Consider the following 12,822-nt stretch of genomic DNA (forward strand, 5'->3'; position numbering starts at 1 on the left):
GGGTTTTGATTCTGCTTCGTTCGTATCGGCGTAATCTCCTAACTGGGACGCCGGAGGCGCGTTCCGTCTGTGAATACACCCCGACGTTTTCTAGAACCGCGAACGCCTTTGAAGGTTGCATTTCTGCGAACGCTTCTCGAACAGTGCACGAACAGGATGTGATAAAAGAGAACGGCCCTCGGGACCATTACGGAATCTCGCTCCTGCTTCGGCTCGGTCCAATGCTGTGCGGCTTGTTGAGGACGAACTCGCGGTTGCCGAAAGCCGCCTCAGCGTATTGATCAATCGCGACCTGGATGGCCTCGATGTGCGCCCTGCACCATCCTTCACGGGTCGAGAGCCGCCGCGTCTGTTCGAGCGACTTCAGGAAGTCAGGGGCGTCCTGCATGTCGGAAACGTACTTAGGCCGCTCGGCTACTTCCTGCCTCCTATAAGGGGCCCCCAACGCACAGAGCTGGGGCTTGGAAGCAAAAACGCCGCCTGCTCAATGAGCGCAGGCGGCGGCTTTCCAGCCCCGGGAGGGTGACGCGCAAAATCCCGATAGGGTCCAGGCTATCACGATTTGTGCGAAGGATTTATTAAGCGTCCTCGGTCGCCACTGCGGCGCGTACCGTCTCAGGCTTCAAGTAATTTTTCCTTCCAAAAATCAGCTGCGAGTGCGCCTAGGAAAAAAGGCCGCCGAGCTGAGGGAAACGAAACGTTGCCGCCGACGTCTTCTGCATCTTTGGACAGGAATTCGTTTGCAAGCCAACAATCCGAAAGAACCCAGCAAGCAGGTTCTCCATGCGGAACGCCTCTCCTACACAATCAGCAACATGCAGGCGTCCCGCACATTGAAGACCATGGCCGAACAGCGGCTGATGACCTTGAGCACTCGGAATTGTCGGCTTGCAATCGGAAGGCTCAGCAAAACCTCCGCTTCAAAACAATGGTGGTCCCGCAGCTGGCAACGTGCGCGCGATTGTCGGCAGTAAGCATGCTTGGAATCCGTCGCAGTCGCAATTGCCGTTCAAGCAAACTGCCGCTGGCCCACCAAACCGTCGTGTTATGGATCAATGTTCGGCTGAAGCGGAAACGCTTCGTGAGCTGGCACTTCCTCAGTCACTACGTTGAAGCGCACAAGTTTCGTTGGTCCAAACGAAGTTGAGATAGCGACGTCAGCCGCGTCCCTACCACGCGCAATTACGACACGACCGATGCGAGGCTGATTATGCCGAGCGTCGAAAGTGTACCAATCCCCGCCGATGTACGCTTCAAACCATGAGCTGAAATCCATCGGCGCCGGATCCGGCGGAACTCCGATATCGCCCAAGTAGCCCGTGCAGTAACGTGATGGAATGTTCATGCATCGACACAAAGCGACAGCGAGATGAGCGAAGTCTCGACAGACGCCCACTCGTTCTTGGTTACCTTCAAAAGCGGTGCGATCGCTTCGGGCAAAGTGGTAGCCGAACTGAATGCAGTCGTGCACATAATCGCAAATGGCTTGAACCCGCTGCCAGCCTCCGTTCATCTGCCCGAACGTGGACCAAGCAAAATCTGTCAGCTTTTGCGTATCGCAGTAACGGCTGCCCAACAGATATATTAAGGAGTCGTCTGGCAACTCGTGCAGCGGGACCTGAGTAGCATTGGGTGCGACTGCATCGGGCAGACCACTGTCCTCGATGATGAACTCGTTCCGAATCTCGATCAGCCCGCTCGGCGCGACTAGCCGCGTACAAATACGTACCGAAAACATCTCTGTTGTACAATCGGTGCCACGCGGATGGCATGGTCCGTCAAGATCTCTGACGCGCGGGACAGATGGACGGTGAGCATAAGCACCATCGGAACGTCCTGGAGGCACTCGAACACGATTTTATAGCCTGCCCGAATCTTCAAAGCCGTGTCCTTACCCGTCTGCGTTTACTGTGGCAGACAAAGCCCACTGGCCCTTGTTTGTTCCGGGATCTTCTCAGGTATGCTGCTGAAATGAACGGCATTCGTGGTCGAACAAATCCATTTCCACGTGCGGCCTGCGATCAGGACCGGGTCTTATATTGTAGTCCAGAGCGCATTCGATGATCGTTTACACCGTCCACCACAGCACCGTTTATCGCTACCGTAGGTCCGTAGGGCTTGGCCAGCATCAAATACTCTTTCGTCCGAGAGACAGTTTTGATCAGCGGCTACTGGACTGCAAACTTGAGGTAAGCCCGGACCCGGTCGAAATCCGCTGGATACACGACGTATTCGGTAACTGCCTCACGCTGGTTGACTTCAACACCTTGGCAGAGGTGCTCGAGTTTGAAACGACCATCCGTCTTGAGCATACGCCAGAGAAAGCGCCAGACTTTCGGATCGAGGAATACGCTCGGGAGCATCCTTTCGCTTATGACGGCAATGAACTGCCGGATCTGGCCCCATACATCCGTCGCCATTATCCAGACGATACAGCCGTTCGCAGGGCTTGCCTTGTGCATCGTCGAAGAGTTCGACGCTTCGAGCCCCGCTGAGTCAGCGCGACTTTCGACGGCGCTTGTGCAGTCAGCTCAACGAGCCCATCTTGTCCGATGGGGTTACTCCTACGTTTTCGATCTCTTCCGCTTCCACATGACCCTAACCGGTCGCGTTCTCGCCGATACTCAGCCCAAGGTACGGCAGGAGTTGGATGCGGTCTTCGCACCCTTGTTCCTCGACGAATAAGGGCTGGATAGTCGGACAGCCGACGATCGAATTCTCTCGCTCGTCGGGCGGCAAAATCGGCTCTTGGACGGCAACACACGAGATACAACGCCGCGATTGCGCTTGAATTCGGCGTTTGGGCGATCGTTTTTGATGAATTCCACAGTATCGATTGTGCAAAGTTGCGATCCTGTTAAGCGCAGAGCTGCCCCACGTTAGAAAGACATTCGAGGCCGTTGCCCGGATCCGAGTACGGTCTTCCCGCGTTGGGGGAAACCTGTGGCCGGAGCGTAAGTGATGCAGTGTCGCGCCGGTGCGCGACACCACGAATCGAGGGTCTCTTTTTGAACGTGCATCTCGGCGAGCCTCGTATATTTGGCGAAGCCAATTGGTTGGCAAGCACTAGCCGCCGACATGTAAGCCGGGAGGTCTCGCTGGGAGCCACATACTTCGCGCCACTTCTCGGCATTCTCCGATAATCGACGGAAGTAAGCGCGTGAGGCCCAACACATTGTCCCTGTCTTTGAACCTTGTCAGCGCGAACGAGCTTTGAGCAGGGTCCTAACATTCGACGGCACCGCATTTGGCTAAGCAAGCAACGCGAGGGAGAAATGGCTCTGCTGAGAGCCAGGAGCTGGTGCGGCGATTAACGTTGGAGATCAGGTCCCTCAACGTCTGTCTGGAGGATTTTCTTCACGTCCGAGCCGAGGCACTCGGCATTAGTGGAACACAATTGGCGATCTTGATGGCGGTGATGGACTTAGACAAGGATGGCGGTGCTCCGGCCGGAGTGGTCGCAAAACTGATGAAAGTCGACCCGTCCTTCATCACGCTTCATTCGAAGGCGCTGGAGAAAGTCGGATTTGTGCGACGCAAGACCGGTATCAGGGATGCTCGGGTAGTCCAGCTCTCGCTAACGGACAAAGCCCGCAAGCGTCTTGCGGACATCGCTGCACAACAGGAAGAACTGGATCAGTTCGTTTTCGGTGAGCTTGGCATCGAGGAAACGATGAGCCTGTCGAGCCGACTTGCTGGGCTCAGGAAGCGGCTGGAGAGAGCTCGCCTGAAAGCCGAACTGGACACCGGTGGGGCGTCAGACCGAGGGAGGGGTCGACGTTAGAAGGGAGGCGCTTTGGACGATCAACGGTTGCTTGAATGCGTGGCCCGCATGCCCTCATGTGAAGCACCACCATCGTGAGGAGCACATCGGTTCCTCGCGCCGGTCGGCGAGTCCCAGCGGTGACAGGCTAAAGTTACCATTTGTGGATCGGGAGCTAGTCGATTTGGGCGACCAATACGGGTTCAGTATGAGGCCAGAGTTCTCTGCGGAGCTCCAGATTTCTGGCTTCTCCAACCTGTTACACGCGGTCAGCCGCTAAGCCTTTGTGGAATCACAAAGCTCTTGCAGACCGCGACAAAGTCCGTCGGCCAAGCCGTCTACGAAGCTGTTTGCCATTGACCAAGATCAAAACATCAATTCTAGATTTTCTATCCTCTCAAGTCTGAACGGAGGTTAAAGGTCTCATGCGCAACCTTCCCTTTATCTGTGTGCTTGCACTTTCCATCCTCATCGGGTTTGGATCGCCATTGACCGCCGCTCCGCGGGGTCGTTTTTTCATTCCACCGGCTCGGCAGGACGTTTATTGCCTCCAGGGACGTATCTGGGGATATCCAGGCAATTGCCAGTTCTCGACCTATGACCAGTGCATGGCCACTGCCTCCGGTACCCTAGCCTATTGCGGGATGAATCCGATCTATGCATTCCAGCAACAAGGAGGGCACCCGCGCTGATGCGTGATCGCCAACTGTGGTCGAGACATCAGTCTTTGCGCCTATAAATCGACCCGCCCTGCTGGTTAAGCGTTGGGCTTCCGCCTGGTTGGACGTCCTCGCTCGAAGACGCTCGCGTCCTCAGTTGCCCTGGGGACGCCAAGCACAACGATCGGAACGGGATGGCTCATCGGCCTCACGCGCAATTGGGCAATCTTGTCGCACCGGCACCGGCCTCAATCCTCGACCAAATCCGACCGCCGGTTTCGGGGCATCCTGTCGCGGCAAGCGCCGCCAGGCTCTCGGAGGCGCCAAGAACCACATGGTTGTCATGCCGGACGCCGATATGGACCACGCGGTCGATGCTCTGAAAACCCTGACGGCTAAGGTCCGCGCCCTGAACGTCGGTCCTGGCACTAGTCCCGAAATGGGGCCGCTAGCAACAAAGCCACATCTCGATAAGGTCCGAGGCTACATCGACGCGGACGTAGAAGAATGTGCAACGCTGATCGAAAGCGTCCCTGTTCGGCGATCACCACATGCATGGCCCCGAGGGCGTTCGCTTCTACACCAAGCGCAAGACGATCATGACCCCATGGCCGATGGGATCCGCGCCGGCGCCGAATTCCTCATGCCGACGATGAGCTGATCTTTTGAAGGAGAAGGGCGTGGACGGTCCCACGGCCTTCCCACGTAGCGGATCTCCAGAACCGCCGATATAGCGCTCGGGCGCAGGTTTCTGTGAACTTTGCTCGATCGTTGTGGGAAGATCGTCGATCAAAAACCTGGTCGTGGCAAAGGCGCGTGCAATACCCAGGCGCTGCTTCAAATCACCCCAGAATAAGCCACTTATATCGTCGTGAAATGAAGTATTCCATACGTAGCCTACTGACGAGGCAGGAAAGCCAGACCATGTTTCTCCTCAACCAACACATCGACCACCGCGCTCCCATCGATGCCTCGGACGCCGACGCGGTGAGCGTCGAAGCCGCTCGCGAGGTCGAGCGGTTTCTCAAGCATCGCGATGGCCACAAGGAAACCCCTCTTATTTCTTTGCCAGGCGTTGCCCGCGAGATTGGAGTGGGTTCGATCCATCTAAAGGACGAAGCCCAACGTCTCGGACTTGGGAGTTTCAAAGCCTTGGGAGGTTCCTATGCTGTGATCCGTCTGGTGCTCGAGGAAGCAAATCGGCAGCTCGGTCGCGATGTTGATGTGTCCGAGCTTCACACACCTGAAGTGAGTTCCGTGGCAAAAGGTATGACGGTCTCTTGTGCTACGGATGGCAACCATGGCAGATCAGTTGCTCAAGGCGCCCAGCTCGTTGGTGCAAAATGCGCCATCTTCGTTCATTCAGGCGTCAGCAACGAGCGCGTCGCCGCCATCGCCGGCTTTGGCGCGCAGATGATCCGCGTTGACGGCAACTATGACGATTCTGTCGTCCAAGCATCGCGAGTTGCGGCTCAAGAAGGTTGGATCACAGTGTCTGACACGTCTTGGCCTGGCTATGAGCGGATCCCGCGATTCGTGATGCAGGGATATACCGCCCTTGTGAGCGAAGCACTACGACAGTTGCCGGAGCCGCCGACGCACGTCTTCATCCAGGCAGGCGTCGGTGGGATCGCCGCGGCCGTTGCTGGACATCTATCAATTCTGTTCGGCGACGTCCGCCCGTTCTTCACAGTTGTCGATCCCTCGCGGGCAGCATGCCTCTTCGAAAGCGCTCGGGCCGGGCACCCTGTCAAGGTAGATCATGGACAATCAACAGTGATGGCGATGCTCGAATGCTACGAGCCTTCGCTCGTCGCTTGGCGCATTCTTTCACGCACAGCGGATGCTTTTATGACTGTCGACGACGAGGACGCAATCAGCGTGATGAAACTTCTGGCAAATCCGACGGATGGCGATCCCGCCGTCGTTGCAGGCGAAAGTGGTGGTGTTGGCCTTGCAACTTTGCTGAAGACTGCTGCTGACCCGACCTTGCGTGGTAAGATTGGTCTTGGACCCAATGCACGGGTCTTCTTGATCAACACCGAGGGTGCGACAGATCCTCTCCTCTACGAACAGCTCGTCAATGCGACGCCAGCGCAAGTGACCGCGAAGAACAATAAGCCGGTCAAGAACGGCTCAACAGATGGGGCGAGCTCGTGAGCCTTTCGTTAGTCATCCGATCCGCAGGCCCGGGGAGACTGGCCAGCATTCGGCCCTGACGGAAGGCTCATCGCCGCGCAGACGCCGGCCCCTGCGTGGCGCAGGGCGTCGTGTCCCTTTGAGCTGGGCACGCGGATCAGCTCACTCAGAATGAGGGGTTTGAGATGCGCCGGTGCTCTCTGACTTGTCGGCCGGACTCAAACCCCGCGCTACAAACCTCATCGCGAATTAATCGAGCGCTGGCAAATCGACGCTCACGCAACTTTTGCAGAAGACGCATCCAGGATGCCGCAGCCTAGTGCGCGTTGCCGCCGTGGATTTAACCGCGATCTCCCCGCAGCATTACGTTTCGCACGTTGACTGGCTAAGTCGTGTAACGGCAACTTGAGGCGTGGGCCAATCTCTGCAAACCCGGCCTTCAGGTACAATGCTGAGTTCGGGCTACGACTCCATATGGGTTGCCTCGGCGCCCCCACTTCAAGCTGGCCCCAGCCTTTTGCCGTGCCCAGGCCCACCGCAGCCTCGATGAGACGCATCGCAACCCCAGACGATCGCTGATCCGGCACCACGTAGAGTTCGGTGATAATACCGTACGCTCCGCCCGCAAAAAGGGCGGCGCTTTCCGACAACATGATGAGACCGACCGGGCGTGCCTCCGTGAAGGCCAGAAACCCATAGACGCGCTCTTTCATGGCCAGGAGGTCGACAACAAGCTGGCTATCTAGTCTGCCCTGCTTTTGTCCGCCCTCAAGTTCGGCAAGTAGGGCAGCAACCATGTGAGTCACCGTTGTGGCGTCATCGATAGAGACTTCACGCGTGGTCACCATGTCATATCCTCTTCCAAGTTTAACCAACATACGATCTGGTCCAGCGGCGGCATCAGGAGCCGCCGCAGCACCCGATCCAAACAGATATGCCGCACGGTTGAAGGTCAGATGACGCCTTAGTTCACATCGAGGTGATAGCGTCTTTGTGTCGCTCCTGGCTAAGTTAAGCTATCTCAGGATTCGAAGGAGTAACTTGTCGAACATCGTGATGGTCGCACGGAGCAGACTCTTCCTCTTTGGACTTGCGTGTCGCCCCACATCAGGTGCTTCGTGTTCATGCTCGGACGTTACAGAGAGCGAGGATGACCGCTTGCGAAAAGGCTCACGGATCTGGTTCTACGCTCCGCCTCGTAGAAAGTTCGAGCGGCAGGCCGACCAGCGATTTGTCGGATCCAGTCCCGAGCAATCACATTCGACGGTCCCATCGCAAGGGCTGCGCGCGTCGCAGAACGAACGCTCATCAAGCCGCGGTAATAACTGAATTACTCACCTTGTCGAAGATGTTGTTGGGCATCACGAGCGTCCCCGACCTCCTTCTTGCCTGAGATCAATGCTCTCAGAGAATCGTGGCACGCGCGAGTCCAAGGCACACTGTTTTTGATAGTGTTTAGATAATTCGCTTTTCTAATTTCTCATCGGACGCGCCATTTGTTGCCGCGCGATGAAGAACATCACGGACGCCCGACGAACGCGTGCAACTTGGTCGTTGAGCGCGGGATTGAGGCCGGCTTCTCTCGTGTTCTCCGAATAGACAACGTCCCGTCCTGATGAGCCGGGTTCACGGCCTGCCATCGCATTGTAGTTAAATGCGTTATGAGAGCATCGTCGGGCTGCGTCGCGCGAGATCGTTTTTGTCGTTCACTTTGCATCACTTTACGATCTGTTTGTTTGGAAGACCTCTTCTAATGCTTGCGGACACGCGTTACAGCGTGAGCCGGTCGCGGCATTTCGGCAGCTGAGGTCACAAGCGGTGGGCTTCTGGATTTCAAAATCAGGAAGTGCTGCCGACGAAGGTGCCGAGCGGCTATGCGCGCCTGCCACTCCTGCCGGCGCGTAAACGGCAAGGATGAGGCAGACGTCTGAGGTGATCTACGTCAATTGCGGTTCCTACTGCCCGAAACGGCTCAGGCGCGATACCGCCTTCATCATTGCACCGGCTAGCATGAACGACGGCTTAGTGGACTCGGGATTGCTCCACTCTGCGCCGCCGTGACATTCCGCCATCAAAGCGTATGGGCGTTCCTTTGCAGCGGCGCCGTCGGAACGATGTGAACGACGTGATAGCCGTTGTCGTGCAGGTACCGTAGGAAGGCGGGCATCATCGCGGCGGTATGTGCCTTGGCGTCGTGAAAAAGAATGATCCCCTTCCCCTCGGCATTCAGCCGGCTGGTGATGAGCTTCAGCTCCTGGTCTGGCGTCATTTCCTCCCAGTCGCTGGCCCACAGGTCCGCTCCGAACACGACGATGCCCCGAGACTGGAGTAGCTCGAGCGTCTTAGGGGTCGAGTCGAAATACGGAAAGCGGAAGAACGGCGTCGAGGGCGCCATCGTCGATACGCCATGGAGCGCCGTTTCGTCGGCCGCAATCCCACGCTCAATGTCCTCTTTTGCCTTCTCGAAGCTGATCTTCGACGCCATCGAATGCGACCAAGTGTGGTGCGCCATGGTGTGGCCTTGCGCAGCGGCGCGCCGCACGAGCTCGGGAAATTGGGCCGACGACTTGCCGACCAGGAAGAACGTGGCTCGAACGCACTCCTGCGCGAGCGCCGCCAGCACCTCTTCTGTGTACGGCGGCTGGGGCCCGTCGTCGAAGGTCAGCACAACTTCGTGGTCGGCCAAGGGCAGCGTCTGGCGAAAGCTCTTCAGTCCGACCCGCGGATATGTCTTGGCGTCAACGACGAGCACGCGCGAGGTCCTGAGCGCGTCCTTACGCGGGCAGTCGGCCGCGCCCGCAGCCGTGACGCCGGCAAGCACCGCCGTCGCGGCGCTCACGAGGAGCAAGGTCCATCCGTGCAGACATCTGCCATCAAGGTCGTGTCCGGACGGGTGTCTGGTTGCGGCCTTAAACAAGATAGTCCTGCCGTCCTGGCTGGAGTTGCATCACCATGCCGATGGCTTCAGCCACCTCGTTTTCCATTCCGGACTAGCTGATCCGTCGCAGTGGACCTGTGCTCGTATCGGGCTACTTCGCTCCCGAGCGCATCAGATTGTCTGCAGCCAGATCATTTGCTGCGTCGTCCAATTGGAATTGATTTAGCAGGCCATTGTACTTTGCCGGCCTCCACAAACGTCGGCTCGTCCAATGGTCACGTTCGCCTCTACACAGTAGCCATATGGCGATATTGATTAATGCAATGGCGAGGCACTGACGCCGGAATTCCGCGTTCCGATGCCGTTTGTCGGGGATTTCACCCACGACTGTCGGCTTGGGCCGATGGCGCTCCAGCGACCGACAATTACAGCGACTGACCGGCAATACCGTCACCTTCATGAGGCGACGATCTTCCTCGCAGAGGACATGATATCAATCGAACCGCTTAGAAACGGCGGCTTTGCCGCGGAGCCACCAATGCTGCAGAACGCCTACTGGATGCCGACGTTCAGCGTCCTTTCTCCGCAGCACGACCATCGGCTCACAATTCATATGCTCGATGTCGATCGTTCCTCGTCGTCGGATGCAGCGCCTAAGTGAAGGCAAAGACGAGCAGGCTCGAGCAGAGCAGCGCGAGCCCGGCCGCGGTCAGTGCCAGGAAGCTACCGGAAACAAGGTCATGATTGCGCATGAAATACCCTCGATTGCACCGCAGAAGAGAGAGCAGCAATCGCTGCGTTACGTGCTTGACCGGGCAGCACATAAATTCATATTCAAAACCAGCGCATTATTCCTGCTGTTGTTAGGAGGGAAAGCAAGCGTGGGTACGGCTCGCACCGCCGTCTTGCGGCCGAGATAAAGAAACCGCGCATGAGAACCGCAGGAGTGTTCAGCGCTTCCGCGTTTGCAGCTCTAAGGGGCTCGGTCCGATTGAACAACTAGCATTTACACGCCGATCCGAGAGCAGATGGGCAACTTGGCTTCGGAAGAAAGGTCAAAAATTCAGGCGTGGAGAGCTTGCGACGTTGACGCGGCGATTTAAGCCGCTTGAACCCTGCACAGGTAGCTGTCTAGTTCGTGCTTCAGCCGAGAGCTTTCCTCAGATAGCAGTTCGGCAGACATCAGCACCTGCATCGAAGCCCCTCCGGTTTCCTTTGCACGGTTGGTGACTTCATCGGCGCTCGCTGCCACCTGGGTCGTCCTGGCCGCCGCTTCCTGCAAATTGAACGCGATACTCTTGCTGGTTGCCTCCTGTTCCCCGATCGATTCGACCACGGTCATGGCGATGTCCGAGATGCGGCCAATGATGACGCCAATTTCGGTAAGCGCGCCGACCGACTCTGTCGTCGCGGCCTGAATGCCACCAATGTGCTCGCTGATCTCAACAGTCGCGCGAGCGGTTTGCGTCGCGAGCGATTTCACTTCCTGGGCGACAACCGCGAAACCTCTGCCACGATCGCCGGCGCGCGCGGCTTCAATGGTCGCATTCAGCGCGAGCAAATTGGTTTGACGCGCGATCGCGGCGATAAGCTGGACCACGCTGCCGATCCGCTCCGCCGCGGCCGTCAAATTAACCATGCGCTGGTCGCTGAGTTCGGCCTTGCGAACCGCTTCGCGCGCCATATTGGCCACTTCTTCGACCCGCCGGCCCATATCGGCGATGGTTGCCGCCATTTCGCCCGTCGCGGCTGCGACACGTTGAACGTTTTCAGACGCATCCTCCGATGAGGAGGCGACCTCGATGGAGAGTTGCCGGCTGTGATCAGCCGAACTGGTAAGGCTGCGTGCGGAGACTTCAAGTTTTGTGGAGGCGGACGAGACAGTGTCGATCACCTTGCCTACGGCGGCTTCGAATTCGCCGGCGAGCCGAGCGATATCGGCCTTCCGCTGCTCGGCTGCGGTACGATCATGTTCGGCCTTTGCGTCGAGCTCTGCTTGCGCCTTCTCGCGAGCTCTCAGCTTGAACATTTCGACTGCCTCGGCCATCTCGCCAAGCTCATCCTTTCGGCCAAGGCCCGGGAGAACCACATCGAACCGACCGTCGCCGAGCTGGCGCATGGCTGCCGTCATCGAAGCGACCGTTTTGGCAATGCGCTGGCCGAACAGTAACGCGAGCAGGCCAACGACCATCGTTGCAAGCCCGATTACCCAGATCAGCTTCCGCCGAATTTCTTCAGCTCGCATTTCCGCAGCCCGCGAACGCGCGTCAGCGGCAGCCACGATCTTCACGAGCGGCGGGCGGATACGGTCGTAGATCTGTGCGAGATCGTCGACCTGGTCGCTCAGCCCTTGCTGCGTCACCATGAACGACATAAAACTCGACTTGTATGCGCGGATCAGCTCGAGGATCTGGGACTTCAGCTCTGCGGGTAGGCCGCCCTGAGCGAGCGCGGTTTCGAATTCCACCTCCCGGTCCGCCAGTTGATCGCCATATTTGTCTTCGCCGCGCAGCATGAAATCTTTCTCGTGCCGGCGTATCATCAGCATCAAGATCGTGAGGCGTGGCTGGTTCAGCTCTGCCAGCCGTTGCTCGACGGTGTGCACGGCCTTGCGCAGCTTGCCCTGAAATCCGTCCTCTTCGTTGAAGCCGAGGTTGCGTTGCGCTGCCACGAGGTTATGAAAGCGCGTTGCATACAGACCGATCACCGGCCGCAGGGAGGTCACCTGCTTCAGCGGGTCATCCTCCGGCAACCCCGTCACAAATGCTTCGACGCGACTCAAGTCTGCGAGCTGCTGCTCATAATTGTCCGCATACTTCTTGATCGACACTTCACTGGGCTTGCGCAGGAAGTCGCTCGCGATTTGTCGTGACTCGAGGAAGCTTTGCGACAACGATACGACATCGGCTTTGAATTGGTTGCTGTCGTTCGAAGCGCTCTGGACGAGGCTCGCGTAATTCAGGGCGGCGGCGCAGATTGCACCGGTGACGAGGACCCCGGAAATCCCGAGTAGTGCCATTTGGCCGCGCAATCCAATGCGTGCGCCACGGCAGCCCTTTGATTGCCCGAAACTCCTCATAGCCATTTTACTCATGTTACCCCTTCAATAAGTTTTTGCCCCAGCGCAGTGCTGGTTGTCGCGAGTGCGACGGGCGCATTTCTATATGGAGCTAAACGGGAGAGGACTTCACTCGGTCGATGACAACCTGCCAATTAAATTACATTGATTTCGAAATCCTGAACTCGCAGTGTAGGTGAAGCACTATTGCTCGGCGTCGTGGCGAGCGAACTTTCCCCGACGAGGGTTGCGCCGCGATGATAGGGAGCGAAGCTCGCTGGGCAAAAATGGTCCGAGACGCGCTACATAGCCTTGAGGACACGTT

The 12,822-nt window shown here is 57.7% G+C and carries 9 protein-coding genes and 2 pseudogenes; 6 read left to right on the forward strand and 5 right to left on the reverse strand.

Annotated elements, in window-relative coordinates:
- Window positions 1-187: 187 nt before the first annotated feature.
- Both ACFQX9_RS29895 and ACFQX9_RS29900 read right to left on the reverse strand, forming a co-directional pair.
- Window positions 188-388: a hypothetical protein gene (locus tag ACFQX9_RS29895; RefSeq protein ID WP_377791322.1), complete on the reverse strand. Its 201-nt coding sequence runs from the start codon at window positions 386-388 to the stop codon at window positions 188-190.
- Between the two features lie 657 nt (window positions 389-1,045).
- Window positions 1,046-1,881 (reverse strand): annotated as a pseudogene (locus tag ACFQX9_RS29900) (transglutaminase family protein).
- Window positions 1,882-2,060: 179 nt separating this feature from the next.
- Between ACFQX9_RS29900 and ACFQX9_RS29905 the strand changes: the two are divergent.
- The 6 genes and pseudogenes from ACFQX9_RS29905 to ACFQX9_RS29930 all read left to right on the forward strand — a co-directional run bounded on the left by ACFQX9_RS29905 (window position 2,061) and on the right by ACFQX9_RS29930 (window position 6,582).
- Window positions 2,061-2,495, forward strand: coding sequence for a transglutaminase N-terminal domain-containing protein (locus ACFQX9_RS29905; RefSeq protein WP_377791323.1), 435 nt, complete (start codon window positions 2,061-2,063; stop codon window positions 2,493-2,495).
- Window positions 2,383-2,685, forward strand: a complete 303-nt coding sequence (locus tag ACFQX9_RS29910) for a DUF1045 domain-containing protein (RefSeq protein ID WP_377791324.1) — start codon at window positions 2,383-2,385, stop codon at window positions 2,683-2,685. The genes ACFQX9_RS29905 and ACFQX9_RS29910 overlap by 113 nt, the downstream gene beginning before the upstream one ends.
- A 712-nt stretch (window positions 2,686-3,397) precedes the next feature.
- Window positions 3,398-3,784 (forward strand): MarR family transcriptional regulator, encoded by a 387-nt coding sequence (locus ACFQX9_RS29915; RefSeq protein ID WP_377791325.1) that lies wholly within the window; start codon window positions 3,398-3,400, stop codon window positions 3,782-3,784.
- A 404-nt stretch (window positions 3,785-4,188) separates the two neighbouring features.
- Entirely contained in the window at window positions 4,189-4,455 is a 267-nt protein-coding gene (locus ACFQX9_RS29920) for a DUF3551 domain-containing protein (protein WP_204513504.1), read from the forward strand.
- 250 nt (window positions 4,456-4,705) lie between these two features.
- Window positions 4,706-5,083 (forward strand): annotated as a pseudogene (locus ACFQX9_RS29925) (hypothetical protein); the annotation flags it as partial.
- 263 nt (window positions 5,084-5,346) lie between these two features.
- Window positions 5,347-6,582: a diaminopropionate ammonia-lyase gene (locus ACFQX9_RS29930; RefSeq protein ID WP_377791326.1), complete on the forward strand. Its 1,236-nt coding sequence runs from the start codon at window positions 5,347-5,349 to the stop codon at window positions 6,580-6,582.
- A 254-nt stretch (window positions 6,583-6,836) separates the two neighbouring features.
- Here ACFQX9_RS29930 and ACFQX9_RS29935 read toward each other — a convergent pair whose 3' ends face one another.
- The 3 genes from ACFQX9_RS29935 to ACFQX9_RS29945 all read right to left on the reverse strand — a co-directional run bounded on the left by ACFQX9_RS29935 (window position 6,837) and on the right by ACFQX9_RS29945 (window position 12,458).
- The gene (locus ACFQX9_RS29935; protein WP_377791327.1) at window positions 6,837-7,439 is read right to left on the reverse strand and encodes a GNAT family N-acetyltransferase; all 603 of its coding nucleotides are present in this window, start codon (window positions 7,437-7,439) and stop codon (window positions 6,837-6,839) included.
- A 1,193-nt stretch (window positions 7,440-8,632) separates the two neighbouring features.
- Entirely contained in the window at window positions 8,633-9,400 is a 768-nt protein-coding gene (locus tag ACFQX9_RS29940; protein ID WP_377791328.1) for a polysaccharide deacetylase family protein, read from the reverse strand.
- A 1,138-nt stretch (window positions 9,401-10,538) separates the two neighbouring features.
- Window positions 10,539-12,458: a methyl-accepting chemotaxis protein gene (locus ACFQX9_RS29945; protein ID WP_377791329.1), complete on the reverse strand. Its 1,920-nt coding sequence runs from the start codon at window positions 12,456-12,458 to the stop codon at window positions 10,539-10,541.
- Window positions 12,459-12,822 lie beyond the last annotated feature (364 nt).

Source organism: Bradyrhizobium sp. GCM10028915, from assembly GCF_042666195.1.
GTDB lineage: Bacteria > Pseudomonadota > Alphaproteobacteria > Rhizobiales > Xanthobacteraceae > Bradyrhizobium > Bradyrhizobium canariense_D.

Bases quoted from the DNA above. Each gene is read 5' to 3' on its own strand.
- ACFQX9_RS29895 (WP_377791322.1), bottom strand. From the start codon at position 388: ATGCAGGACGCCCCTGACTTCCTGAAGTCGCTCGAACAGACGCGGCGG.
- ACFQX9_RS29905 (WP_377791323.1), top strand. From the start codon at position 2,061: ATGATCGTTTACACCGTCCACCACAGCACCGTTTATCGCTACCGTAGG.
- ACFQX9_RS29910 (WP_377791324.1), top strand. From the start codon at position 2,383: ATGAACTGCCGGATCTGGCCCCATACATCCGTCGCCATTATCCAGACG.
- ACFQX9_RS29920 (WP_204513504.1), top strand. From the start codon at position 4,189: ATGCGCAACCTTCCCTTTATCTGTGTGCTTGCACTTTCCATCCTCATC.
- ACFQX9_RS29930 (WP_377791326.1), top strand. From the start codon at position 5,347: ATGTTTCTCCTCAACCAACACATCGACCACCGCGCTCCCATCGATGCC.
- ACFQX9_RS29935 (WP_377791327.1), bottom strand. From the start codon at position 7,439: ATGTTGGTTAAACTTGGAAGAGGATATGACATGGTGACCACGCGTGAA.
- ACFQX9_RS29945 (WP_377791329.1), bottom strand. From the start codon at position 12,458: ATGGCACTACTCGGGATTTCCGGGGTCCTCGTCACCGGTGCAATCTGC.